Annotated in this window: 22 protein-coding genes; 11 read left to right on the top strand and 11 right to left on the bottom strand. The window is 40.0% G+C overall.

The features are described from left to right. Positions 1-5: 5 nt before the first annotated feature. Positions 6-1760 (bottom strand): aspartate--tRNA ligase, encoded by a 1755-nt coding sequence (aspS, locus tag HYG79_RS07065; protein WP_179241409.1) that lies wholly within the window; start codon positions 1758-1760, stop codon positions 6-8. A gap of 255 nt (positions 1761-2015) precedes the next feature. Between aspS and HYG79_RS07060 the strand changes: the two genes are divergently transcribed. The 5 genes from HYG79_RS07060 (at position 2016) to HYG79_RS07040 (ending at position 6478) form a co-directional block, all read left to right on the top strand. Beyond that, positions 2016-2366 (top strand): toxin-antitoxin system YwqK family antitoxin, encoded by a 351-nt coding sequence (locus HYG79_RS07060; protein ID WP_179241408.1) that lies wholly within the window; start codon positions 2016-2018, stop codon positions 2364-2366. A gap of 187 nt (positions 2367-2553) precedes the next feature. Then, the gene (locus tag HYG79_RS07055; RefSeq protein ID WP_179241407.1) at positions 2554-3249 is read left to right on the top strand and encodes a response regulator; all 696 of its coding nucleotides are present in this window, start codon (positions 2554-2556) and stop codon (positions 3247-3249) included. A 313-nt stretch (positions 3250-3562) separates the two neighbouring features. Beyond that, positions 3563-5017: a hypothetical protein gene (locus HYG79_RS07050; RefSeq protein WP_179241406.1), complete on the top strand. Its 1455-nt coding sequence runs from the start codon at positions 3563-3565 to the stop codon at positions 5015-5017. 73 nt (positions 5018-5090) lie between these two features. Further along, entirely contained in the window at positions 5091-5762 is a 672-nt protein-coding gene (locus HYG79_RS07045; RefSeq protein WP_179241405.1) for a hypothetical protein, read from the top strand. 20 nt (positions 5763-5782) lie between these two features. Then, a complete protein-coding gene (locus HYG79_RS07040) occupies positions 5783-6478 on the top strand; it encodes a hypothetical protein (protein ID WP_179241404.1) in 696 nt (231 codons plus the stop codon). 1 nt (position 6479) lies between these two features. On the opposite strand, the gene HYG79_RS07035 is transcribed toward HYG79_RS07040, so the two are convergent. The 8 genes from HYG79_RS07035 to HYG79_RS07000 all read right to left on the bottom strand — a co-directional run bounded on the left by HYG79_RS07035 (position 6480) and on the right by HYG79_RS07000 (position 15347). Beyond that, positions 6480-7154, bottom strand: a complete 675-nt coding sequence (locus HYG79_RS07035) for a hypothetical protein (RefSeq protein WP_179241403.1) — start codon at positions 7152-7154, stop codon at positions 6480-6482. A gap of 17 nt (positions 7155-7171) precedes the next feature. Then, positions 7172-10669: an efflux RND transporter permease subunit gene (locus HYG79_RS07030; RefSeq protein ID WP_179241402.1), complete on the bottom strand. Its 3498-nt coding sequence runs from the start codon at positions 10667-10669 to the stop codon at positions 7172-7174. Between the two features lie 150 nt (positions 10670-10819). Continuing rightward, positions 10820-11992 (bottom strand): efflux RND transporter periplasmic adaptor subunit, encoded by a 1173-nt coding sequence (locus HYG79_RS07025; RefSeq protein WP_179241401.1) that lies wholly within the window; start codon positions 11990-11992, stop codon positions 10820-10822. A gap of 22 nt (positions 11993-12014) precedes the next feature. Next, a complete protein-coding gene (locus tag HYG79_RS07020; RefSeq protein WP_179241400.1) occupies positions 12015-12155 on the bottom strand; it encodes a hypothetical protein in 141 nt (46 codons plus the stop codon). Between the two features lie 29 nt (positions 12156-12184). Continuing rightward, positions 12185-13558: a TolC family protein gene (locus HYG79_RS07015; RefSeq protein WP_179241399.1), complete on the bottom strand. Its 1374-nt coding sequence runs from the start codon at positions 13556-13558 to the stop codon at positions 12185-12187. Beyond that, positions 13559-14164 carry a TetR/AcrR family transcriptional regulator gene (locus tag HYG79_RS07010; protein ID WP_179241398.1) on the bottom strand — a complete coding sequence of 202 codons (606 nt, stop codon included), beginning with the start codon at positions 14162-14164 and terminating at the stop codon, positions 13559-13561. It abuts the gene before it with no gap. Between the two features lie 209 nt (positions 14165-14373). After that, on the bottom strand, positions 14374-14799 hold the full coding sequence (locus tag HYG79_RS07005) for a hypothetical protein (protein ID WP_179241397.1): 426 nt from the start codon (positions 14797-14799) through the stop codon (positions 14374-14376). Positions 14800-14810: 11 nt separating this feature from the next. After that, positions 14811-15347 (bottom strand): RNA polymerase sigma factor, encoded by a 537-nt coding sequence (locus HYG79_RS07000; protein WP_179241396.1) that lies wholly within the window; start codon positions 15345-15347, stop codon positions 14811-14813. A gap of 145 nt (positions 15348-15492) precedes the next feature. Here HYG79_RS07000 and HYG79_RS06995 point away from each other — a divergent pair, with 145 nt between their 5' ends. Further along, positions 15493-16467: a polyprenyl synthetase family protein gene (locus HYG79_RS06995; RefSeq protein WP_179241395.1), complete on the top strand. Its 975-nt coding sequence runs from the start codon at positions 15493-15495 to the stop codon at positions 16465-16467. Here HYG79_RS06995 and HYG79_RS06990 read toward each other — a convergent pair. Continuing rightward, positions 16448-17659 (bottom strand): lycopene cyclase family protein, encoded by a 1212-nt coding sequence (locus HYG79_RS06990; protein ID WP_228027952.1) that lies wholly within the window; start codon positions 17657-17659, stop codon positions 16448-16450. The two genes, HYG79_RS06995 and HYG79_RS06990, sit on opposite strands and share 20 nt — an antisense overlap. 475 nt (positions 17660-18134) lie before the next feature. Continuing rightward, positions 18135-20396: a TonB-dependent receptor gene (locus tag HYG79_RS06985; protein ID WP_179243499.1), complete on the bottom strand. Its 2262-nt coding sequence runs from the start codon at positions 20394-20396 to the stop codon at positions 18135-18137. A gap of 93 nt (positions 20397-20489) precedes the next feature. Between HYG79_RS06985 and HYG79_RS06980 the strand changes: the two genes are divergently transcribed. The 5 genes from HYG79_RS06980 to HYG79_RS06960 all read left to right on the top strand — a co-directional run bounded on the left by HYG79_RS06980 (position 20490) and on the right by HYG79_RS06960 (position 25390). Continuing rightward, positions 20490-21152: a metal-dependent transcriptional regulator gene (locus HYG79_RS06980; RefSeq protein WP_179241394.1), complete on the top strand. Its 663-nt coding sequence runs from the start codon at positions 20490-20492 to the stop codon at positions 21150-21152. Between the two features lie 19 nt (positions 21153-21171). Continuing rightward, positions 21172-21993 carry a ZIP family metal transporter gene (locus HYG79_RS06975; protein ID WP_179241393.1) on the top strand — a complete coding sequence of 274 codons (822 nt, stop codon included), beginning with the start codon at positions 21172-21174 and terminating at the stop codon, positions 21991-21993. Positions 21994-22388: 395 nt separating this feature from the next. Beyond that, on the top strand, positions 22389-23621 hold the full coding sequence (locus tag HYG79_RS06970) for a hypothetical protein (RefSeq protein WP_179241392.1): 1233 nt from the start codon (positions 22389-22391) through the stop codon (positions 23619-23621). Between the two features lie 505 nt (positions 23622-24126). Next, positions 24127-24336, top strand: a complete 210-nt coding sequence (locus HYG79_RS06965; protein ID WP_179241391.1) for a hypothetical protein — start codon at positions 24127-24129, stop codon at positions 24334-24336. A 748-nt stretch (positions 24337-25084) separates the two neighbouring features. Next, entirely contained in the window at positions 25085-25390 is a 306-nt protein-coding gene (locus HYG79_RS06960; protein WP_179241390.1) for a hypothetical protein, read from the top strand. Positions 25391-25480 lie beyond the last annotated feature (90 nt).

Raw genomic sequence — 25480 nt, 5'->3', positions numbered from 1 at the left:
TTATTCTATGACTTTATATCAAGTTTTAAATTGAGTTCCTTTAGCTGGCCATCGTCAATGGGAGCGGGAGCATCGATCATTACGTCACGGCCATTGTTGTTTTTGGGAAAAGCTATAAAATCCCGTATGGTTTCCTGTCCGCCGAGTATAGCCACCAACCTATCCAATCCAAAAGCGATGCCCCCGTGCGGTGGCGCTCCGTATTGAAAAGCATCCATAAGAAAGCCAAATTGTGCTTTTGCTTCTTCGGGTGTAAAGCCCAAATGCTTGAACATGGTGCTTTGTATTTCGGTATCGTGAATACGAATGGAACCTCCACCGATTTCATTGCCGTTCAGAACCAGATCATAGGCATTGGCGCTAACCGCACTGGGGTCGGTTTCCAGTAATTCCATTTGTCCTGGTTTGGGTGAGGTAAAAGGATGGTGCATGGCGTGGTAATGTCCGGTTTCCTCGTCCAGTTCCAACAAAGGAAAATCTACTACCCATAACGGTGCGAATTCATTGGCTTTACGTAACCCGAGCCGTACCGCCATTTCCATACGAAGTGCGCTCAATTGCGCCCTCACTTTGTTTGTGCTACCTGATAGCACACAAATGAGATCTCCTGGTTGTGCTCCAGTGATTTTAGCCCAATGGGCCAAATCTTCTTGGTCATAAAATTTATCAACCGATGATTTGTAGCTGCCATCGTCGTTACATCTACAATATACCATGCCCAAAGCCCCTATCTGTGGTCTTTTTACCCAATCCGTGAGTTTGTCAATCTCTTTTCTTGTGTAACTGTTCGCTCCGGGAACCGCAATGCCAACCACCAATTCGGCGGTATTGAACACATTAAAATCTTTGTGTTGCGTAACCGCATTGAGTTCGCCAAACTCCATTCCAAAACGTATGTCCGGTTTGTCATTGCCATAGGTTTTCATAGCCTCATCATAGGTGATCCTAGGAAACTCCTTAATGTCTACACCATTGATTTCCTTTAATAGATATTTCGTCAACCCTTCAAAAGTATTGAGGATATCTTCCTGCTCCACAAAGGCCATTTCACAATCTATCTGAGTGAACTCCGGTTGCCTATCGGCACGAAGGTCCTCATCGCGAAAGCATTTTACGATCTGAAAATATTTGTCCAGTCCGCCCACCATCAACAATTGTTTGAAGGTTTGTGGCGATTGCGGTAAGGCATAAAACTGGCCTTGGTTCATACGGCTTGGCACTACAAAATCGCGCGCTCCCTCTGGGGTGGATTTTATCAAATATGGGGTTTCAACTTCAATAAACCCGTGATCGGATAGATATTTGCGCACCTCAATGGCGACTTTACTCCTAAAAATCAAATTGTTTTTAACCGGGTTTCTACGGATGTCCAAATAGCGGTATTTCATCCGTAGGTCTTCCCCGCCATCGGTATTGTTCTCTATGGTAAAAGGTGGTGTTTTCGATTCGTTCAAAACAGTAAGGCTTTCTACAAGAACCTCAATAGCCCCCGTGGGAATATTGGTGTTTTTTGATGCCCTTTCAATCACCTTTCCCTTTACTTGCACCACGAATTCCCTACCTAGGTTCCGGGCCTGTTCCAAAAGGGCTTTTGAGGTGCGGTCCCCGTCAAACACCAATTGGGTGATGCCATAACGGTCTCTAAGGTCTACCCAAACCACAAAACCTTTATCCCTGGTTTTTTGTACCCAGCCGCACAATATTACCTCCTGATCTATATGTGATTCGCGCAAATCGCCGCAAGTATGGTCTCTGTACATCGCTAAACATGGTTTAAAAGGCAAATTTAAGAAGTAAAACGTAGTAAGACGGTATTAAAACAACCGTTTTTCAATCATTTTCATCGATTTAAAAATTGATTTTTTAATGAATTAAAATATTGAATTCCAGTTTTTTATAGATTTAATGTAAATTTTATGTAAACAAAAAGTTATGTGAATGTTTATTTATAGTAAAATAAATGTATATTTGTAACGTTAATGTAAATAACGAAGTTTAATTTAATCCCAGATATGATGAAAAAGATACTAATGATGGCAGCTTTTTTTTGCACGGTAACTCTTGTAGCACAAAACATAGAACCCAAATTTGAAAAAAACGGGGACATGGTCGAGGCGACCTACTTTCACGATAACGGAAACATTGCCCAAACCGGATATTTTCTCAATGGAACTCTTAACGGTAAATGGAAAATGTATGATGCCCAAGGTAAAAAAATCGCCATGGGCGAATATGTTAATGGAGTAAAGACCGGAAAATGGTTCTTTTGGAAAGGCCAACAACTAACCGAGGTTGATTATGACAACAATGCCATAGCCAGTGTGGTCAAATGGAACAATGGCGAGGCGGTAGCCGTGAATAAATAAAGTTTTCCTTAATTATATGAAAAGGTCCGATAGTTTAACTATCGGGCCTTTTTTCATGGGCAAACATCTTAACCTTGGGCCGATTGCGAAAACGACTATTTGGTAATTTCTACAAGCGAATATATTTTGTTTTCAATGGGTTGTCCATTAACTTTACAATGTATCGTTAATACCAAAATAGTTTTTGATGTCCCTATCATCTAAAAATGCACACATTGATAAAACGAGCATATTAATTGTCGAGGATGAACCATTACTATGTGACGCTTACCGTCTGGTGTTTGAAAATATTTCGAACAATACATCTTTTAGCAATTTTGATTTAGATATCTACAATGATTTCAGCAGTGCAAAAGAAGCTATTCTAGGGGTTGATGATGATTTACATCTTGTTATTTTAGACATCCGACTGCGTTCGGGAGATTATTTAGCGGGCAACTCTGGTGAGGGTTTAGGTATTTTGCTACGTAAAAACTTGCCAAAGACGAAGATTATAGTGGTTACTTCCCTTACTAGCAATCATCGTCTTCATATGATTTTGAAATATATTAATCCGGAAGGTCTTTTGATAAAATCCGAGATTGATTTTATAAGTATTCAAAATGATATCGTAGCAGTCTTAAAAGGGAACAATGTCTATAGCCAAACAACGATAGATTTCTTTAAACAAGATGTGGGTGTAAAATTAAATTTGGACGATATTGACCGAAAGATACTTTACTTGTTGTCAAAAGGGGTCAAGGTGAATAAACTTACCAATTACGTTCCTTTGACCACGTCGGGCATAGAGGCCAGAAAACGTCGAATTGCGAAAGTATTCAATATGAATAAGCCTAGCATTGCAGATTTATTGCATGCTTCCAAACAAAAAGGTATTATATAATACCCCTACAAAAAAGTAAGGCTTAAACCTTACAACATGTAAGGTGTATTTCCCCTGTTTCTATATTTCTTTTGTTAATTTTAGATTTCTTTAACAATTTCATCTGAGGTACTTGTAAACTATGTTTACATAGTTTGTCATATAAAAAAACCTCTGGTGTAACGTTGATTAAAGATTAATACTAAGCGATGTCTAACCATTAAAAAACGAAAGCCCATGAAATAGAGCCAACTACAACCAGAGGTAAGATTACAAAGGTAAGATTCCTCGTAGAAGAACCGTTAAAAAAATTTGAATTTAAAACATGTAATTAATGAAATTATATAATATAAAGATAGTATTTGTACTTATTTTGACCTTACTCATATGGTCGTGTCAAAATGAAATCCAAAATGAAGAGATTATAGACAATAATCAATCTGAATTCGCAAATGGCACGTCCATTCAAGAAGATGAGTTTTTAAAAAACGTAACTCTACTTTTGGGAAAGGCTATGACAAATACAAAAGTTCAGGAAGAAATGTTATCTAGCATGCGTAATGTTGATCGTTACGGCGAATTAGTATCGTTATCATATATGCTAGGCAATGAAAAGACGATTTCTAAGAGTGAAAAAACTTTTTTGGAGAAAAACGTTGTTGCTTCGTTTAGGGATAATTCAACTTTAAAAGAAGTGCTTAAAAATGAACTGGATAGAAGTAATGATGCATACTTTGCAATATATGAAAAGTACAATATTCCTGACAATGTAGCCAGAAAAGGAGAGACTAATTCAAAAAAAACAGCCGATGACTTATTAGAGCTTTTAGCAAATGAAGAGTTACATTTATACTATCCTTACGACGTTGGTGAGAAAACAGATAAGTCTTTCAAATCTGAAGAATTGTTTTTAACGTATAGTCCTGTAGAATATACAGAAACAAATGAAGTCTATCGAGTTATAAATAGCAACACAGGTCGTGGCCCAGAATTACAATCAGTAGGCTATCAAAATGATGATTATCTGTACGAAAATAAAGTTCTCGTAATAGGCTATATGGACGACTGTGATATACCCGGAAGACCATGTGATTTCGCAGAAGTGTTCCCAATACCAATTGGAGATGATGATTTGCCCCCACCATATAATGGCGGGCCAAAATTATTGCCTTACAATGTAAATCCAGCTAGTATAAAGGAAGAAGATATCTTATCTACAAGGATGATGCAATTTGGGACAAAGAATTCCGGTTGGGGTGGCTTTGGAAGAACACACTTAAAATTAGAAGTGAAGCGAGGTTCATTAGATGGTAACCCAACCGTTGTTGATGGTAAGATATTTTCTGGGGCTAGGGTATTTAATTTTTTTAAAACTAAATATAGAATGAAAGGAGACAAGAGGGGTTGGTGGCATGATTATAAGGCTGTATTCGATGAGGATTGGAATATGACCGAGGCCGAACAAATGATTGCTATTTTCACTAACCATCATTTGAAAGCAAGCCAAGAAGCAGAATTGACGGCTAAAGTTGGCGCAGAAATTAAAGATGGTAAGATAGTACCTAAAGTCGAAGGGTCAATATCCTATAAAGTTAAAGTTAAGGTTGGAGCTTCAAAATTTAGAACCAAATTTCCTATTTCAAGAAAATTAGCTTTAGTGTCTATAGTGGGATCTAATGATTTATATCCTGAAACGAGATTCTATAAAGGACGATACTGGAACAAAAAGACCAGTCCCAATGAAAAATTCTTTTACTTTTTTAATCATTTTTATACCAAGCTGCACTAATAAAGAGTACAATTTTACTAATATAAGATTCCAGAGGCTCATTTTTGGCCTCTGGAACTATCAAATTTAAATTATGAAATATATATCTATTTTTTTTCTTCTTGCAACGTTTGGACTGTTTTCACAAACAAATAGTTTTTCGGAGAAGAATGCTGTTTACATAAGTGCTGGCCACCCTACTTTGTGGGATATGGGAAACCGCGAAAATAGATTTGGTATTAATTTGGGCTATCAGCGCAACTTGGGTAAAAGTTTTGTTCTGGATGTATTTTTATCGCGAGCAAGTGGTAATAGTACTGTCAGCTATTTTGAGGATGCCGATGAACTTAAAAGGCGTTTAGGCCCAATAGGTGCAGATGTAGGTCTTTTTGAGCCTGGTAAGATTGAGATTTATGCTGCTGGGATAAAAGCATATTTTGCTTTTATCAACAAACAACGACATTTTTTTGGGGCCAGTGCAGGGATCGGTTATTACACTTCAGAATCTTTGACACAGGACATAACTTCTTTTTCGTTTGACATCGAAACTAATGAGATTATAGATTTAGATACGGAAATACGCCAAGAAACCGTAGACGAAGCTTTTCTCAACTTAGGCCTCTCCTATTATTATAGATGGAAGTATGGGCTCAACATTGGTGTGGATGTGCATAGCTTATCCGATATTTCTTCAAGAATATTATTTACTGAACCCATTTTGGCCAATCATATATTCGTGGGATTATTGATTGGAAAACGCTTTTAATAAAATTTATACCTAATTCAATGCAGCGCAAACTTTCATTGATTGTTTTAATTTACGTTTTATCATTACATTCTTTGTATTCACAAGAAGATAAGTTTCAATTTATGCTGGGCTATGGCATGTTATACAGTGAATACACATCCACCTTGAGTTTTAGCTCTCCATTTGAAAATGATTACGAAACGCCAAATATTGGACCTCGTTTGGAATTTTCCTTGGATTATAAAATTTCTGATACTGACTACATAGGTATTGGTTATGCTCAACATGCCGCTACCCGTAGAGTTACAGATCAAGGCTTTTATGAATCTGTTCAGCTTGTAGAAGGCCCAGACTTTATTAATATTGTTCCCGTAGAGAACGGCATCCCGACGTTGCTTTCTTTTCAAGATTTTAGATTGCGTCGAGAAGTTCGCCACTACACCGTTCATTTTAGGAGGAGATTTAACAAAAATCTAAATCTTTCTGTTGGGCTATTTATCTATCAACATTTTGAAACTTTTACTTTTGTTTCTTTCAATGAGTTTGATCAGGCTATTGTGGCAAGTATAAATGATACAGGGGGAGTTGTTGATGATGGCGGTGCTTTTGCTGCTTTGGATTATATGTTTCCTTTAAAAGATTATGTGTCAATAGGAGTTCGAGGCCAAATTTTTTATAGCTTCATAGGCGTCGAGAGTCTTACATTTGCTCCCATTGTAAGATTTTCGTTTTAATTTAAACTTTCCTCATCAACAATATCAGGTCTATGATATGGGTATATATTACAATGGGCACGATGGTGGCGGGGAGCAAAACGAACGGAAAATATTCCAATGCTTTTGTAGGTTGATCAAAGGCGAACATTTGAATAGGTAACTCGCTAGATAAAATACCGTTGACAAACACAAATAAGATAAGGAGCAACCCTATACCGTTAAAAACGAGTAAAAATGTTTTCCCTACGCTCTTTACGTAAAAAAGAATACCGGATACAAGGGCCAATATACCTGCAATAATATCAAAATTACGCCCCTCGAACGTCATTAGTTGAGGCATTGTTTTATAGAGATACAAATAAAAGAGCATGATTTCGACCGGTATTCTTATAACATGCAAAAACGTACTGGCCCTAATATTCCTTTTGGCTAGTATCTGCTCTCGATTCTTCTTTAAAAGACCAAATATCAGAAACGATAACGAGGGTATCAACACCAAAAGAAACCTGGGCGGAAACAAATCTGTTTTGTTGTAAAACCCGTTATACGCCAAAACAGCATGAAACAAGCTCCAAACAACAATAAAAAGGCTTAATTTTTTTGACCTGCCGTTCGCAAGATGAAAAAGAGCTATAGTTACGAAAAATGTTGCTATGAATGCCCAATTTATCCAGTTTGGTAAGCCATCTATCATTATTTGAGTTTTCCGTTTTAGGCCGCCGTATCCAAAATATCCTCTTTTACTTTCTTTTTGCCTTTACGCAAACCAATTTTAATACGGTACACAATGTTGAACAATACGGGAACAATGATCAGGGTAAGGAAAGTGGCCACGATCAGACCAAAGATTACCGTCCATGCCAAAGGTCCCCAGAAAATCACATTATCCCCACCGATGTAAATTTTTGGGTCAAACTCCGAGAATAGCGAGAAAAAATCAATGTTCAACCCTATCGCCAATGGTATCAACCCCAGGACCGTAGTGATGGCCGTCAATATCACGGGCCGTAGCCTTGCCTTACCACCTCGGGTAATAATTTCGGTCACTTGCTCCATAGACAATAAGTCCTTATCGTCCATATTCAATTCCACTTTTTTACGGTCAATGAGAATCTGGGTATAATCTAGCAGTACTACGCCATTGTTCACTACAATACCCGCAAGGGATATGATACCCATCATGGTCATCATGATGACGAATGACCAACCGGTCAACATCAAGCCACCAAAAACCCCTATGAAACTTAAGAAAATGGCGATCATGATAATCAAGGGTTTGGAAATACCGCCAAATTGAAATATCAAAATCAGCATAATCAGGCCAAGACCCGAAAAGAAGGCCCCTACCAAGAACTGCATTTGTTTGTTCTGTTCCTCGATCTGTCCCGTAAAATCGATTTTTATATCCTCAGGCAGCCCTTTATAGTTTTCCATTTCTTTTTGGATTTCGGCAACAATAGCACCCGCATCGCTAAAACCTGGCTTTAATCCCGAGTATACGGTTACCACCCTTTTCTTGTCACGGTGCTTTATGGCACTAAAGCCCGAAGAATTTTTTTGTGTGGCAACGGCGGCGACAGGAATTTCCTTGATCTGCCCGTTGGCCGGATCTCTGAAAATGATATTTTGATTGAACAGCGCATTTTTATCATAGCGGATATCCTCGTTAAAACGAACATTGATATCATAATCCTCACCATCTACCTTATAGACCCCTGCCTTTTCACCAAATAGCGACCTGCGCAATTGTTGCCCTACCTGGCCAACGCCAACGCCAAGTTCCCCGGCTTTTTCACGGTCTACGACCACTTGCATCGAGGGTTTACTTTTATTTACATCTATCTTAAGTTCCTCGATACCTGCAATATTTTTGGTATTGATAAAATTTCGGATATCCTCGGCCGTATTAATGAGCTCGGCATAATCTTTACCTTCCAACTCAATATTTATGGGATATCCTGCAGGCGGTCCGGCGGCATCTTTCTCGACTGAAATTGCCACACCGGGGTATATTCCCGTGAGCGCTTCCTGAATTTCCTTTCTCAGGTCTTCAGTGTCCAACCCGTTCCTGTATTTGAACTCTTGCATAGAGACGGTGACTTTGCCACGGTGGGGCATTTCTGCGGACGAACCGCCATCGGTCTGCGGGTTTCCCGCACCTTCACCAACTTGCGAAACGGCGGACTCCACTAGATAATTTTCACCTGTTGGCGATTGGTATTTATCCTGCTTGACCACTTCGTACACCCTTTTTTCAATTTCTTTGGTGATTTTATTGGTCTTTTCTATGGACGTGCCTTCGGGATATTCAATATAGGCATAGATTTCATTGGGAATATTATCTGGAAAGAATTCGATTTTTGTGCGCCCCGCCCCGATCGATGCCCCGAAAAGCATAAATACGGCAATCAACAAAAAGAAGGTAATACTAAAATACCAGTATACGTTTTTACCGCGCAAGGCATGTACGATTCTACGTTCGTACCAATTTTCAAAACGTACCATGGTGTTTTTTTGAAAACGCAAAGCCCATCGTTTTAAAACATACTTGTACACCCAGAACATGATGGCCGTAAGTATCATAACGGTACCCAGACCTCGCATAGCACCGCCAAATAGCAATATAAACAGGCCAAGTCCGCCCAATATGGCGCTAATGCGAATGAGCTGCTTTACCTTTAATTCCTTTTCGCCGATTTCCATAAATTGGGAGACCAACATGGAGTTCATAAAAATGGCCACGAACAATGATGAGCCCAATACCACGGATAGGGTAATGGGGAAGTATATCATAAACTGCCCAAAAATACCGGGCCACAATCCTAAGGGCACAAATGCCGCTACCGTGGTAAGGGTCGATATAATGATCGGGAATGCAATTTCACCGATACCTTTTTTTGCAGCTTCGGTACGGGACATGCCCTCGTCCATCAATCTGTATACGTTCTCAACGACCACGATACCGTTATCTACCATCATCCCCAGACCCATGATCATCCCAAAGAGAATCATCGTATTCAAAGTATAGCCAAAAAGGTTGAGAATGGCGAAAGACATGAACATTGACATAGGTATGGCAAAACCAACAAAGAGTGCGTTCCGGAAGCCTAGGAAAAACATCAATACGGTAACTACCAAGATAATCCCGAAAATAATATTGTTCACCAAGTCGTCTACTTGGTTCAAGGTTCTTTCCGATGAATCGTTGGCGATCGATATTTTTAAATCCGACGGATAATAATCCGCCTGGGCCTCTTTTACGATTGCCCTAATTTTTTGGGAAGCCTCGATCATATTTTTACCGGAGCGCTTTTTTACGTCAAGCATTACAACACTTTCGCCAAACTCCCGGGCATAGGTAGTCTTGTCCTCTTCCGAAAAACTGACTTTTGCAATATCACGAAGGTATATCGCACCGTTTTCCGATTTTACCACAAAATCGTTCAGTTGTTGTGGGTCTTTGATTTCTCCCAAAACACGTATGGTCCTACGCTGTTCGTCACTTCTGATATTACCGGCCGACATGGTCATGTTGCCATTGCTTATGGCGCCTATTACATCTTGAAAACTGACTTTCGCGGCCATCATTTTATAGACATCCACGGCAACTTCAACTTCCTTTTCCTGTGCACCGCGAATACTGACTTCCTTAATCTCTGAGAGGTCCTCGATTTCGTCCTGTAAGTACTCTGCAAACTCCTTTAGCTTTTCTACCGGATAATCCCCCGTAAAATTGATGTTCATGATCGGAAAGGATTCCGACAGGTTTAAGTCAAAAACATTGGGCTCTACCTTGGCATTGTTAAAAGTAGGCCAATCTTCGCCCGCTTTTTCACCATCAACTTCGTCCTTGACCTTTTGTTTGGCTTGTTCAACCGAAAGTTCCTCATCAAACTCAACGGTAATGATAGAATAGTCCTCTTGGGATGTAGAAGTGATTTCAACAACGTTACTTACGTTTTTGAGCCTATCCTCTAACGGATCGGTAATCAAGCGTTCTATGTCTTCTGCGGTGTTGCCCGGGTAAGGGGTGCTTATATATACTTTGGTCTCAACGATTTCGGGAAAATCCTCACGGGGCATAGCTTGATATGCCGAAAAGCCTATCCACAAGAAAATAGCAATCATGACATAGATTACAGACGGGTTGTCTATTGCCCATGAGGATAGCTTAAATTCTTTATCGGCGTTTTTTTTCTGCTTACTCATTTTTGATTTGTTTATAAGTTGATGAGTTTTAAAATTTATTTTTGTCTACCGTCTACCGTCTACCGTCTACCGTCTACCGTCTACCGTCTACCGTCTACCGTCTACCGTCTACCGTCTACCGTCTACCGTCTACCGTCTACCGTCTACCGTCTACCCATTTTTTATTTCCACTTTTTGACCATCTTTTACGCTTCTTGCCCCTTCTTTGATAAGGTAATCGCCATCTGAAATTCCGGATAAAATTTCAACATTGCTTCCCTGTGTTTTCCCCGTGGTTACAATACGCTTGGCAATCGTAGCATGTTTTTCGCCTTCAACAGGCTTGGCCACATACACATACTGTTCGCCTTCGGCATTTTCAGAAATGATACTTTGTGGAATGACTATAGCATTGTCACTGGAATAATCGTTGATGTTTACTTTGGCCGTTAGGTTGGGTTTAATGTTTCCTTTCTTGTTCGGAACCGGGATTTCAACACTAAAAGCCCTATTACTTGGGCTTATAAAATTGCCCGTTTGCCTAACTTTAGTATCAATGGTATCTCCCAATACCGGAAAGTACACTTTGGCTTGTTTCCCTACCGTTATACCATCCAAGTATGTTTCGGGAACGTCAACCTCAATATACATATCGGACAAGTTGACGATACGAAAAACTTCCGAGCCCGGGCCAGGTGCTACCACGGTACCCTGATCTTTTATAACATCATCGATAATACCGGAAAACGGCGCCCTGATGGTAGATTTTCCCAATTGGCTCTGTGCCTGTTTTACCGCACTTTCTGTAGCCTCGTAATTGGTTTTTGCCTGCAAATATTGAATTTCAGAACCTATTTTTTGTTCCCACAAACGTTTTTGACGCTCAAAAGTGGTCTTGGCCAATTGGGCCTGTGTCTTGAGCTGGGCCAATTGGCTCCCCATACCACCGTCATCAATGGCGGCCAATAATTGACCTTTAGAAACTTTTTGACCTTCTTTTACATACACACGATATAAGGTGCCGGCCATTTCGGGGTATATCAATACATTTTGTTTGGTCTTCACGTCTCCCTGTAATTCCAGAAAATGATCAAACGTATCGGCTTTTGCTGTAATGGTCGTGACCAGCGGTAGATTACCTTCACCGGTTTTTGCAGCTATGGCCGAATCTAACTGTTTTATCTGGGTTTCCAATGCTTTCTGCTTTTCGGAAATTTCACTTTTTTTGGCCCTTAGGGTCTCCAAATCCCCTTGGGAAACTAGGTCTTCGACAGACGTTTCCCCAGAACCTCCACAAGCATGGAGGAGTATAGTTATGCCTAATAGATAAAGTATGTTTTTCATTGCGTGATAGTTTATAAGTGGATTAGTTTATACTTTTATTTGTTGTCGTGAATGTATTTGTGTTTTTTGCAAACCATCTAAACATGGCCGTGATTTCTGTTATTGATGTTCTAATATTCTTGTCATCCCCATCGGATAAAAATCCAAAATCGTTATCGTTCATGAACTTCCAACTTATAGACCAATACACTACTATTGATTCATTATCGTTTCCAGTTCCGTTTTTTTGTTGATGACCTCTACCATGGATTGCAAATAGCCTTGTTGCGCGTCATATAGTTGTGTTTGGGCCTGTCGCAATTCAAAACTGCTACCAATGCCCTCGAAATACTTGGTCTGATTCTTATTTTCGATACGCTCTGCCAATCCTAGGTTTTGCTTTGCGGTTTCATATTGTTCAATGGCCAAAATATATTCACTTTTGGCATTTTCAAGTTGTAACCGTATTCTTTCTTCGGCCTCTTGCAGTTGTGTTTTTGCTTTTTCCAAAGCAATTTTTGCACGCTGGGTACTGGCACTTCTTTTTAATGAGCTAAAAATGGGGATATTAAGGTCTACACCAAAGATAGAGGACTCAAACCACTCTTGACCGTTATCCAAAAAATCAAAACCTTCCCCAAAAGAGTTGGCACCATAATTTACGAATGCATTTAAAGTGGGAAGTGCACGGCTTTTGGCCAGTTTCCATTCAAAGTAGCGTTGTTCATTTAGATTAGTGGCCAATTTGAAGTCAACATTGTTTTCAATCTGAAATTCAGCTTCGATAAGGTTCAGGTCTATTTGTTCACGGGTAAGGTTGTCCAAATCTTCTTCTAGCTTGGTCGGGGCATCTATGGCTATCCCCATGACCAAATTCAACATTTGTAAGGTTATGCTCTTTAGGCGCACCGCATTCTTGAGTTGGTTCTCTACGTTGGATAGCGTAATTTGCAACTGTTCTACACTTTCCTCGTCACCCAGACCATTTTCATAGATTTTTGTAGTCTCAAAAAGATTTTTTTCTAGATTGGCCTTGTTCTTTTCCAAGATAGAGACGCTTTCCTGTGCCAAGAGCACATTGCCGTAAGATTCCGTTACCGCTTTTCTAACCTCTAGTTGCGTTTTTTCCTTATTGTTGGCACTATAGCTCAAAAATGATTTGGTTGCCTGAACGCCAACGATATAAGAGCCGTCAAAGATTTGCTGTCGCAGTGTTGCCGTGGCGATAATTTGTTGTGGCTGGCCGAAGACTATGGGGACAAAAGTATTAGGATCTCTCACTGCCCCGGGAGGTAGAAATTCTTCGGGTACCAAAATAGATGGGAATTGTGCAATAGGCTGTATCAATTGGTTTTGATAATTGACCGCACCACTTATCTGTGGGAGCCCGGAGGCGATGGTTTCCCATTTTTGCTTTTGGGCATCGACCACATCACGTTCCGCATTGATGGCACTGTAGTTATTGTCCAGGGCAAAAGCGATGGCTTCCTGTAAGGTAAAACTGTTTGTGTTTTCTTGCTGCTGTTCTTGAGAATGACCAAAAGCCGATATGAATATGGCGATGACAGGTAAAAAATAATGTCGCATTTATTCTTGGTTTGAGTTGATGATGTTGTTTAATATTTTTCTTCCTTTTGGGGTGACTATGCCTCTTAGGTGGTATTCCAGATATTCATCCATCAAAGATGTGATCGGAAATGTATTGATAGGGAACAATTTTTGGTCTTTGATGCTGGTTACACCGGTAAAATAAATACGGGCAACAAAATCTACGTTGAGATTGTTCCTGTAAATACCTTGCTCCATCCCCTTTCTGATATTATCTAGCACGCAGTCTTCCATTAATTCGTATTGGCGCTCCCTCATCATGCCGTATACCATGGGGTAATATTTTTGCAATTGATATTGGGGAGAGGATTTCTCATCTTTAAGATGCAGCATCACGAATTTTTTGATCTCGTAGAGCTCTTCGATCGGGTTTTTTTGTAATGCGCATATATGGTCTATTCCGTTAGAGATACTGCATAACAAGTGCGAAGTACTGTCTTCGACCAACCTGGTCTTATTCGCATAGTGCGTATATATGGTCTTTTTGGAAATTCCCATTTCATTGGCCAAATCATCCATAGTAACGCTTTTGAACCCTAGGTTCAAGAACATATCAGTGGCTTTCTCTAAAATTTTCTCTTTCATAGCGGGCACAAATGTAAGCATGGAAACTTTTAAAACAATAAAAGTTTCCTAAGTTTTACAATTTTTTAACATACCCTTATATTTGATTTTCAGTATTGGGATTTTCACCGGTTGTAACACCATTATCCAATTCACGTTTATTCGTGTCGTTTAAATTCCAAAAGAAAAATTTGTGATGGTAATTGTATTTTCTTTTGCCTGTACTGTTTTTATCGGTCACCATGAGTTTCATTTTTTTGTTCTTTTCTTTCCAAATATTGTTTGTAGGCCCTTTCGCCTTCTGTTGCCCAAAACTCATCGTAGTGTTTCCAGTCAGTAAAATCCTTTCGTAACGAACCACATCTTTTATATCTAGGTTTGTTTTTTGATCTTGTATTTTTTCCGGGACCGCTGCCGCTACCAAAGCCGAAAAAGATTTTGGCCAAGATCAGCATACCTACGGCTTGCCAATATCCTATAGACGGCAATCCAAATAGTTCGGGCATCAACCAATTCCATAATCGCATAACCACATAACCTATCAAAAAGGCAAGGGCCAATCCTAGTATAATGAAGAATAGTACCTTGACTACCTTGGTTACGATAAATTTTACTTTTTGTTCCACACGTTTTTCAACTTGCTCTTTATATTCCATAATTGTGATTTTTATAGTTCTTTTTTAGTTTCCAATTTTTTGAGTAATAATGACATGGCACGGTGTCTTCTTGACATTAGCGTGCCTGGTGGGATTCCTGTTTCTTCTGATATTTCACGATAGGTATAGCCCTCAAAATCCACGGCCACTATAATATCACGGTACGGTGGTTTTAGTGCCGTAATGGCCTCTTTGAGCTTTTCCTTTAGTTTTTCGGGATATTCTTTGGGCATATCCCCGTAGAACATTTCGGCAAACTCTGTCCATAACTGTTCCAAGGCGCTTTCATCATATATTCTTTCTTTTTTGGCCCGCATTGTATCAATGATTTTGTTTTTTATGGCGTTGTACACAAAACCGCCTATATTTTGAATGGGTAATGCATCAGCGGGTCTAGAAAAAATTCTCAGGGCCACATCTTGGATAATATCTTCTGCATCACTTTCGGTGGTATGCGTAATTTTTGAACGCACATAGCCCTTAAGCGAATTATATTCTTCCTTAAAGAAAATATTTATGTTATTATCGGGTCGTTTGTCTGAAACCATTACTGGCTATTCTATAGGTCTTCATAAATAAAGACGGTACATTTCAAAACTATTGCATTTTCATTGTTTTTTATTTACGACAATAGGGATAGCCTAAAAAGGAATTTGACAAAATGGACGTATTTTTGGTAAAAAATTGCCCAATATGCATACCATAGAATATTATAGAAAAGAGTTTATAGGCTATCTGGAACAAAAGACCGAAACCAAACAACCTAAGAACCTATACGAGCCCATCACGTATATCCTAAGTCTTGGGGGCAAGCGATTAAGACCTGTGTTGACATTGCTCTCTGCCGAAATTTTTGGAACGGATTATAAAAATGCCATGGATGCCGCACTGGCGGTAGAGGTTTTCCATAATTTTTCTTTAGTACATGATGATATTATGGATGATGCTCCCTTGCGTCGCGGTAAACCCACCGTACATGAAAAGTGGGACGTAAATACCGGAATCCTTTCCGGGGATGCCATGTTGATAAATGCCTATCAACTCTTTGAAAACTACAGGGGCGAAACGTTTAGGCATCTGGCCAAGTTATTCAGTAAAACCGCTATCGAGGTCTGCGAAGGCCAACAATATGATGTGGATTTTGAGACCAGGGATGATGTAACCGTACCCGAATATTTGAAAATGATCGAATATAAAACAGCGGTTTTAGTTGCTGCAGCTTTGAAAATGGGAGCCATCATAGCAAACGCATCAGAAAATGAGCAGGAGAAAATTTATGATTTTGGGCTTAATCTAGGTATCGCCTTTCAATTACAGGATGATTATTTGGATGCTTTTGGTGATCCAAAAACTTTTGGGAAACAAGTAGGAGGGGATATCATCGTGAATAAAAAGACCTATTTGTATTTAAAAGCATTGGAGTTGGGCACACAACGGCAGAGAAAAGAACTGTTGGACCTATTTTCGCTATCGCCCAAAGACCCATCTGCCAAAGTAGCAAATGTAAAAGACATATTTTTGGAAAGTGGTTCGGCCGATCTTACGCAAAATAAAATAGAACACTATACCGAAAAAGCCTTTAAAGTACTGCAAGACCTGAAGTTGCCCGATGAAAAGAAAGCATTGCTCAAAACGTTCGGAAAAAACCTTATGCGCAGAAAAGTATAGTCAAAGCCTGTCTTGGGTTACGTACGGCCATGTAAAAACGTAGTAAAACCCTTTTCCATAGGGCTTTGGTAAAGGGTATTTTGGGACTTCCCCACATGTAGTACAGCTCTTCCAAAAAATTGGTTTCCTCATCCAAAAACTTGAAAACCAATTGTGGTTTTCTGTTCTTGAACAGTTTCTCGAAAATAACATGTCCTTTGCCATTATCCCTTTTAAGCACATCCAAGAACAGTAGGTCATATTGCCAAAATCGATTCTTAAAATTGAGTTTTTGTAGGGATTTCCCGGTTTTTATGTGTTCTAACAGTACAGGTGTTTTTTTTGCGGTACTCATAAACGTATATCCGGTACTTGGTTTCGCCCATCCGCCTGCGGTACCGATAAAGCGCATATTTTTGGTGTGGTATCCTTTAAAATCATAACAGGTCATGGGAATACTCCCTTTTTCCTTTTCCAAAATTTCAAATTCGGTACAGTTTAGGTTGGTGTTCAAATAATGTTCAATGGCTTTTTCATATTCCAGTTGATGTAGGGTTTGTTCGGAGAACAAAGTATATTCCACAAGAGCTTCAGTTTCTGAAAAAGGGAGCACATACATGAATCTGGTATTTCCTTTTTGCGGAATAGAGAAATCCATATAAGTCACCTCATCAGTTTTAAAAACAGGTTTTTTGGTTTTGACGAACCAACCTAAAAAATGCTGTTGCAGTACGGGATATCTGTTTTGAAAAGTGGCCATACCATAATTGAATAGGCTGTTGAAAGCTTTTTTGGCGACATACTGGCCCTTATCGGTTGTCATCATTATCTTCCCGAGCGTATCGTCGATATCTTGTACGGTCTCTTGTCTAAATTCAATATTGGGGTATGCTGTTATACGCTCAAGATAATCAGTGTAAAAGTCAACCCCCTTGATCATTTTATACACATAAGGTGTAATATTGAATCGTTTGGAGAAATTTTGACCACCAAAATAGATATGGTTCCATTTTTTATGCACTATCGCATCAAACCTGCCTTCCCCATTTTCCCAAAAGCACCATGTGCGATCGTTATTTCGTTTGGCATCCTTGTCTACGAGTAAAATCGATTTGTCGGCAAAAAAGGCATCTCTGCCCATAGCATCTGCCAACATAAGCCCGGCTGCTCCTGCGCCCACAATTATATAGTCAAAAAGGGATGTTTTCGTCAAGGGGATTTAGAATATTTGTTAAAAATACGCATTATCGCCTTAAAAATATGCATGTGCTAAACCTTATAAACTTATGGTCCAATGCTTTTTTTGAATTATCCGATTTTTAAATTTAGCTATATAACCCATGTCAACGATACCCAGCTTTGTATTTTGATGAAATCTTAGTAGTAAGAGAGAATTTTAGGGTTCAAATAAATAAGAATTTCAAGTAGGAAATTGTTCTCGATACAATTTTTCGTTCCTCAAAATCACTCGAACGGACAAACTTATATCCTATTTCTAAATAAGAATTTAGAGAAAAAACTGTTTTCAAAACAATTTTTAGTTCTTCGGTATAACTCAAAACCAATACAACGGCATCAAATTCTTTCAAAAATGACAACATTTAAGTCATAATCACATAAAAATATCCAAAGCATAGAGGTTAACGAAGTATGTACATGGCTAACACTGGATACACTTGATAGGCAATTTAATTGATCCGGTAGCGCATGCCAAAAAAACCGCGAATACCTTGATTGGGACCATACACGTAGGATGGGTCAAACGTAAGCGCATTGGGGTTATCGGCGGTCGCCAATACATTACCATTACCGTCAAAAGTCACATTTGTATCAAAGGGGTCGTTCGCACGGGCGATAATAAAGGGATTACCACGGTTTGGTGTCCAATCCAACAGATTTTTAATGCCGCCGTAAATCTCAAAATTATCCAACCCCTTATAGGTAAACTGTATGTTTTGTATGCTCCAGACCGGCGAAAACTCCCGTCTTGGGTCATTTTCGCCCAAAATGGGTAGGCGCATCGGGCCATAAAGATTTCCGGTATAATCCACGCTTAGTTCAAGACTTCTGAAATCATAGCCAAAATTCCAGGTGCCCGTGTAGCTTTCGGTCAGGATTTGGCGGGACGAAATTCCGTTTTCGGTCTGGCTAACATCTTGAAACGTTGCTCCGAGCAAAAATTTGAATCCACTTGGGAACACTACATCAACATTGGCACTCACGCCCTGCGAAACAGATTTCCCATCAAGGTTGTCATAAATGATTTGATTGGGATTGGTATCGTAATCGGGAAGAATGGCATTGCTAAAATTGGTGTAGAACAGTGATGCATCCAAACTTATAAAAGTACCATTGTCGGCATATATCTTCTTAAGATAGTTGAGGTTTACGTTAACAGAGCGCTCCGGTTCCAAAGTTTCGGTAACGATAACATCTCGTGCCCCTGTTAATGCGGCGTGGTCCTCGGTAAAAAGGTTGACGACCCTAAATCCCGTACCGGCATTGAAGCGTACTATATCGTTGTCGGTCACTTTCCAACGATAGGCCGTTCTTGGAGTGAATATATTTCCATGCCTGGCATCATAATCATACCGCATGCCCAACAAAAGGGAATGCTTTTTCGCTAAATGTATTTCGTCCTGCACAAAAAGGCTGGGTATAACGACTTCATCGGCGGTTTCAGTCGCCGGGGTATTGTCATTGTAAAAATTGTACCTGAGCGCACTACCGACCAAGATGTCATGTTTTCCTGTTTTTTTGTCCCATGTAAGCTGGCCAAAACCAATGCGCTGATCGGCGATGTACGGCGTGTCACCATAAACCGAGTTTTGACTATGGTCGTTATACGAAAAAGATAACAATAGCTTTTCGGTAAAAGGGAGCTGGTATTTTCCTAAAACTTCCCACCTGCTGGTATATATGCTTTCACCATAAATTTCATTACCCCCTCGAAACTCCGGCGTCCATTGTAATTCTCCGCCCCAACGGTCTTCATAAAAATAGCGTCCGGCCAAAGAAAAGATACGGTTGCCCTTACGTGTAAAGTTCCATTTTTGAAAGATTGATATGCGGTCCTGTAAGGTAAGGTCTGTAAAATTATCGCCGTTATTATCAATGATTTCATCAAAATTAAAATAGTTGATACCCAGTAGCATATCGGTTTTCTCTCCAAAATCTACTTTTGCCCCAATATCAAGATTATATTCGCCCCAACCTGTCGCAAAAGCATCAGCGAAGAAATCAGGAGCCTCTAACGAATTTTTGGTAATCACGTTGATGAGCCCGCCAACCGCTTCACTCCCGTACAAACTTGAGGCAGGACCTTTTACGATTTCAATTTGATCTATAAGTGAATTCGGGATGCCGGACAAACCGTATACCGTTCCCAAACCACTCACAATGGGCATACCATCTATTAAAACCAAAGTATAAGGACCCTCTAAACCGTTAATATGAATATCACCGGTATTACAAACATTACAATTAATTTGGGGGCGCACTCCATTGATGTTCTGTAAAGCCTCAAAAATATTGGCCGTGGGGTTTTTTTTAAGAAAAGTGGGGCTGTAGACCTCTACGGGAACCGGACTTTCGGAACGCCGAACCGCTTTTAATGTTCCCGTGACAACGGTTTCGTCCAAAGTTTCGGTCGAGGGTTCAAGTTCTATGTCGAGCAATTGTGTACGGTTCTTCGTCATGTTTATCGTAGTTCTGAAAGGGCTGTAGCCCATGGCGGAAACTACTAAAATATATCGACCCTCATTCAGATTGGTTAGAGTATAACTGCCATTTTCATCTGATGAGGTTCCCTTTTCGGTGCCTTTTAAATAAATATTGGCAAAAGGTACTGGGGCAATACCATCGGTAACGGTTCCGATTATTGAAGTCTGTGCGTGGCTCCCAAAACTCAGAAAGAACAGCAATATAAATTGAGATGGTCTTAAAATCATTTTTAATCTATCCAAAATTATAATTTAGACAAAACTAAAAATATGTTTTTACATATAAAAATGTATTTTAGCAAAAAATAGACTAAAAAATACATGACCCTTTCGGAAGAAGACTATATAAAGGCCATTTATCACCTTAGTAAAAAGGATGACAACGCCATATCTACTAATGCAATTGCCGAGCAAATGGAGACCAAACCTTCATCGGTGACGGATATGATAAAAAAACTTTCGGACAAAGACTTGGTATTGTACAAAAAGTATAAGGGGGTTTACTTGACGGAATCAGGTAGGTTGTCGGCATTGTCCATTATTCGAAAGCATAGGTTGTGGGAAGTGTTTTTAGTGGATAAATTGGATTTTGCATGGGACGAAGTTCATGAAGTGGCCGAGCAGTTAGAGCACATAAAAAGTGAACAGCTCATTGATAAGTTGGATGTGTATTTGGGACACCCAAGAGTTGATCCCCACGGTGACCCGATACCTTCAAAGGAAGGAAAATTCAAAAAGTCCGTTAAAAAGCTTTTGAACGAGCTTCCGGTCGGCACGCAAGGCATATGTGTCGGGGTCAACGACTCTTCGGCAGCCTTTTTGAAATTTCTAGACAAGAACAAAATTGCTTTGGGCGATACCATGAAAATAACGGAAAAGGAAGAGTTTGACGGCTCCCTTAAAATCGAGGTCAATTCTATTGAGATGCGGATTTCGAGTCAAATTGCAGCCAACCTATACTTGGAAATTACCGAAAAAGTCTAAATTAAAATTTACAAACACCATGCAACAGATAATTAATTATTTTGAATCGATAAACCCTATTTTAGCGGCCTTTTATGCAACCCTCTTTACATGGGGACTGACCGCTGCCGGGGCAGGATTGGTTTTTTTCTTCAAAAACCCGAAACGGTCCCTAATGGACGGTATGCTTGGTTTTACAGGAGGTGTTATGGTCGCGGCCAGTTTTTGGAGCCTTTTGGCACCGGGCATAGAATTGAGTCCCGGCGAGGGATTCGTTAAGGTAATACCTGCGGCGGTAGGCTTTTTGTTGGGAGCGTTTTTCCTGTTCGGGTTGGATAAGATATTACCGCACCTGCATATCAATTTTAAGGAAAGTGAAGCAGAAGGCGTAAAAACACCGTGGCATAAAACTACATTATTGACTTTGGCCATCACATTACATAATATTCCGGAGGGACTTGCCGTTGGTGTGCTTTTTGGTGGTGTTGCCGCCGGTTTTGATGGGGCTACCATAGGTGGTGCTGTGGCTTTGGCATTGGGCATAGGTCTACAAAATTTTCCTGAAGGTTTTGCCGTGGCCATGCCTTTACGAAGGCAAGGTCTAAGCCGCCGAAAGAGTTTTATGTACGGGCAAGCCTCCGCTTTGGTAGAACCCATCGCTGCGGTAATCGGGGCATGGGCCGTAATTACGTTTCAGCCTATATTACCGTATGCATTGGCATTTGCCGCGGGTGCCATGATTTTTGTGGTGGTCGAGGAAGTGATTCCCGAAACCCAACAGGACAAACATTCCGACGTTGCCGTTATGGGTTTTATCGGCGGTTTTATCGTAATGATGACTTTGGATGTGGGTCTTGGGTAAATTGAATCTTAAAAACATGTTTTTCGTGCCTAGTTAAAGGCTAGAATCCTGTAATTTGATTGCAGTTACTTTGTTCTGCATAAATTTTTAAGATGATGTTGTCATTTCGACAGAGCAAGGCGCGAGCAGCGGGAAAACCCATAATAAGATTCCTCTTCGTGCCCCGTTCGGAACTACAGGCTGTTCCCTAAAAAATAACTTTAATCAGAAAAATAGTTCTCGATAGTTCTGCCGAGCGGGAGCGGGAGCAGTGTTTTTTCGTTACTCAAAATTCTCAAACCAACATATCTTTACTTTTTTCTAAATAAACAACGGGTTCTCGGGTAAATAATTTCTGTCACTTGGTCGAAAAGGAGTACAGTTTTTAAACTACATTACTTATATTGCATATAACAATGGAAGACGAAGTTGTATTACAGGAACTGGACACCTTGCTGCGGCCCGCAATAGAGCGTTCGTGGCGAAACGCCAAACGCCAAACCGGGGATGCGGACATAAAACCGGCATTTTTGGAAGAGTTCAGGATGGCTTTGGACAATACCCGCGTAGACCTTTCCCGAAAAATGTACAAGATAGATCTGGCCATGAAAGGTAGTGGATCCCTTACGGACCAAAAGTTTTGGGCCTCCTTGCCTAAAGATGTAGAGAAGAAAAGGCCCAAGGTAGATGCGGACAACTATGTTCGAAAAACCATTACAGGCCATAAGGTATGGGATGGGTGGCAATGGCGTTCTTTCTCGGAAAATTCCCGCATTCAGGTAGACATTGTACAAAGCGCCGAAAATGGCAATAAGTGGGCCGTAAAGGTGTTGGCAAAAGATATGGACACCGGCGCCAAAGTGGCCTTTATAGACCATGACGTGCACCAACCGGGACACGACCTTGGTTATTATGGCCGTGGTAACGACCCCACGGCTACAGAGAAAAAATATGCCTATTGGGAAGACCCGCTTTATCGCAAGATTAAGAACGGCATTACCATAGGCGGCCTTACGGCCGGCACCCTAGAGATGCGGCACGTAGGTAACTTGACCCCATGGCACAAGGGCGATGCCTTTAGGAACGCCGATGGGTGGTACCGCAGCAAAGAGGGTGTATACAAACAGTTGCGCAACCAGCGTATGCGCGGTGCGGGCGGCCACCAAAAAGGGGCTAAGCGGGCATTGGGAAAAGGCAAAGTGTTTAAAAGTGTTGGGAAAAAACTATTTTATGTTGGAGCAATGGTTAGTGTTTTCGAAGCTGGCCATGCTTACTATACTACAGATTATAATAGAAAAGAAGTTTATGCTAAAGCAACTGTAGATGTAGTTATAGGTATGATAGGTACTTTTGGCGGTCCGGTGGGCTGGGTCGTAGCTGGCAGCTATTTTATCTTGGACGTATCCGGTGCCTTTGGCACTTGGGGAGAACCTGCCGGGATGACCAGTGAACAGTTCAGCAGGCAATGGCATGAAAAATACGACCCCATTCGCAACAATTTTGGCGAGCGGCCCGCAGGGCTGGACTTTGAGATGGAGTATTGCACGCCCATGGAACAGAGGAACCAAGAAGCGCAGTTGGAACGGCTTATGCAGCGGGACAAAACCAGGGTGGCCACGCCCAAACGAATCTTTTACAAGGGCTTATGAAAAAATGGCTGGCAGGACTGAGGGCGCCCAAATGGTACCGGTATATCTTCTACAAGCTGAACCAGGTTTCCATCAAACTAAAAAATGACCCGCCAAATGGCTCTACAGCTCTTCTGTTATCTTTTACCAACATCTTTCAATTTATTTTCTTTTTCAATCTTTTTGGAGTTACGATCGGAACAAATCTTTGGGGAAAGTATTTAATGGATGGATATGGCCTCATTTATATATTGGTTATAATTGTATTATTTGAAAGATTCAACTATCTTTTATTTTCTTACAAGGGCAAATGGCGGCTTATAATGGATGAGTTCAGCGAAGAAAGCAAAACTTCAAAGAGATTAGGATATTATTATCTTTATATGTATTTTTTTCTTTCAATAGTATTGGCAATATTAGGAATATGGTTATTAAAATTCAACAATCCATATTTTGAATAAATACTCACCTAATTCTTATACTGAATATATCCGGTGCCTTTGGCATTTGGGGAGAACCTGCCGGGATGACCAGTGAACAGTTCAGCAGGCAATGGCATAAAAAATACGACCCCATTCGCAACAATTTTGGCGAGCGGCCCGCAGGGCTGGACTTTGAGATAGAGTATTGCACGCCCATGGAACAGAGGAACCAAGAAGCACGGTTGGAACGGCTTATGCAGCGGGACAAAACCAGGGTGGCCACGCCCAAACGAATCTTTTACAAGGGCTTATGAGAAAATGGTTAAAAAGACTAAGAGCACCTAAATTTTATAGACATCTGTACTATACTATGATGAGGTGGACAAAAAGTTGGGGGAATTCAGAACCAGCTTTCTCTTCAATACTTTTAATATCATTGACTTTTTCTATAAAAAGTATAGTTCTCATATTGATTATCGGACAAATCTTAGGCATTAATGTTGGTCTCGTTTATTTTTCCGATTTAAATCCTTTGCAGATATTGTCATTTGGAATATTATTTCTAGCCTTATCATTTTTCCTGTTCTATTACGACGGTAAATGGCATGAAATTAGACTAGAATTTCAAAATGAAAGTAGCGCTAAAAGAAATAGATGGTCTATTTATCTGACCTTTTATCTTGTTTTCAGTTTTTGTCTATTCTTTCTAACATTATGGCTTGTCACTTTGAACAATCCAAACTATGATTAGCAAGTGCTGCTGGTATGTCTACTGTTTTATCTTGGACATATCCTATGCCTTTGGCACTTGGGGAGAACCTGCCGGGATGACCAGTGAACAGTTCATCAATGAGTTAGTCTTTAATCGAAATATCAACAACATCAAAATAAGCATTGCTCAAAATGCAAAGTCGGTTAATTTTAACATTTTTTAAGTGCCCCAATTGTCTAGTATATGGGTTTTGTTCGGTTTATCGATAAATGGTATAGATTAAAATTTAACAAACTACGCATATGTTGTTTGTGTACCTTTAATCTGTAATCTTAAAACTGATTTGATACATGAAAACACTTTTGGTCTCTATTTTTTTAATTGTTTCTTCCAACATTCTACCTGTTCAAGAAGTTGAAGAAATGACAGGTTCATTCGTAGGGTTCGAAGCCGATATTTATTACTTTACCGATGATGAAGGTTTTTCCAATGAATTTCACCACATAGCTGACGAAGCCTTAAAAAAGTTTGATTTAAAGGATAACACAATGGTGGGTAAGTCGTTTGTAATAACGTACACTTCGAATGCCGAAATTGATGAAGATGACGAAGAAATGGTAACGAACACTATCATAGATTTAAAAATGGTAGAGTAAGAAAAAGGGCTAAATGCCCTTTTTTATTTAAAACAATAGTTTGTTCCGCTATTATCTATTTCATAAGTTTAATGGATATTTAAAAGCCGA

Source organism: Costertonia aggregata (assembly GCF_013402795.1).
Taxonomy (GTDB): Bacteria; Bacteroidota; Bacteroidia; order Flavobacteriales; family Flavobacteriaceae; genus Costertonia; species Costertonia aggregata.
Note: the sequence above shows the minus strand (reverse complement) of the source record. Positions and strands in the feature narration are given on the sequence as shown.

Bases quoted from the DNA above. Each gene is read 5' to 3' on its own strand.
- HYG79_RS07050 (WP_179241406.1), top strand. From the start codon at position 3,563: ATGAAATTATATAATATAAAGATAGTATTTGTACTTATTTTGACCTTA.
- HYG79_RS07045 (WP_179241405.1), top strand. From the start codon at position 5,091: ATGAAATATATATCTATTTTTTTTCTTCTTGCAACGTTTGGACTGTTT.
- HYG79_RS07040 (WP_179241404.1), top strand. From the start codon at position 5,783: ATGCAGCGCAAACTTTCATTGATTGTTTTAATTTACGTTTTATCATTA.
- HYG79_RS07010 (WP_179241398.1), bottom strand. From the start codon at position 14,164: ATGAAAGAGAAAATTTTAGAGAAAGCCACTGATATGTTCTTGAACCTA.
- HYG79_RS06965 (WP_179241391.1), top strand. From the start codon at position 24,127: ATGACCAGTGAACAGTTCAGCAGGCAATGGCATAAAAAATACGACCCC.
- HYG79_RS07030 (WP_179241402.1), bottom strand. From the start codon at position 10,669: ATGAGTAAGCAGAAAAAAAACGCCGATAAAGAATTTAAGCTATCCTCA.
- HYG79_RS06985 (WP_179243499.1), bottom strand. From the start codon at position 20,396: ATGATTTTAAGACCATCTCAATTTATATTGCTGTTCTTTCTGAGTTTT.
- HYG79_RS07025 (WP_179241401.1), bottom strand. From the start codon at position 11,992: ATGAAAAACATACTTTATCTATTAGGCATAACTATACTCCTCCATGCT.
- HYG79_RS07060 (WP_179241408.1), top strand. From the start codon at position 2,016: ATGAAAAAGATACTAATGATGGCAGCTTTTTTTTGCACGGTAACTCTT.
- aspS (WP_179241409.1), bottom strand. From the start codon at position 1,760: ATGTACAGAGACCATACTTGCGGCGATTTGCGCGAATCACATATAGAT.
- HYG79_RS07000 (WP_179241396.1), bottom strand. From the start codon at position 15,347: ATGGTTTCAGACAAACGACCCGATAATAACATAAATATTTTCTTTAAG.
- HYG79_RS06980 (WP_179241394.1), top strand. From the start codon at position 20,490: ATGACCCTTTCGGAAGAAGACTATATAAAGGCCATTTATCACCTTAGT.
- HYG79_RS07055 (WP_179241407.1), top strand. From the start codon at position 2,554: ATGTCCCTATCATCTAAAAATGCACACATTGATAAAACGAGCATATTA.
- HYG79_RS06975 (WP_179241393.1), top strand. From the start codon at position 21,172: ATGCAACAGATAATTAATTATTTTGAATCGATAAACCCTATTTTAGCG.
- HYG79_RS07020 (WP_179241400.1), bottom strand. From the start codon at position 12,155: ATGAACGATAACGATTTTGGATTTTTATCCGATGGGGATGACAAGAAT.
- HYG79_RS06960 (WP_179241390.1), top strand. From the start codon at position 25,085: ATGAAAACACTTTTGGTCTCTATTTTTTTAATTGTTTCTTCCAACATT.
- HYG79_RS07015 (WP_179241399.1), bottom strand. From the start codon at position 13,558: ATGCGACATTATTTTTTACCTGTCATCGCCATATTCATATCGGCTTTT.
- HYG79_RS07035 (WP_179241403.1), bottom strand. From the start codon at position 7,154: ATGATAGATGGCTTACCAAACTGGATAAATTGGGCATTCATAGCAACA.
- HYG79_RS06970 (WP_179241392.1), top strand. From the start codon at position 22,389: ATGGAAGACGAAGTTGTATTACAGGAACTGGACACCTTGCTGCGGCCC.
- HYG79_RS07005 (WP_179241397.1), bottom strand. From the start codon at position 14,799: ATGGAATATAAAGAGCAAGTTGAAAAACGTGTGGAACAAAAAGTAAAA.
- HYG79_RS06995 (WP_179241395.1), top strand. From the start codon at position 15,493: ATGCATACCATAGAATATTATAGAAAAGAGTTTATAGGCTATCTGGAA.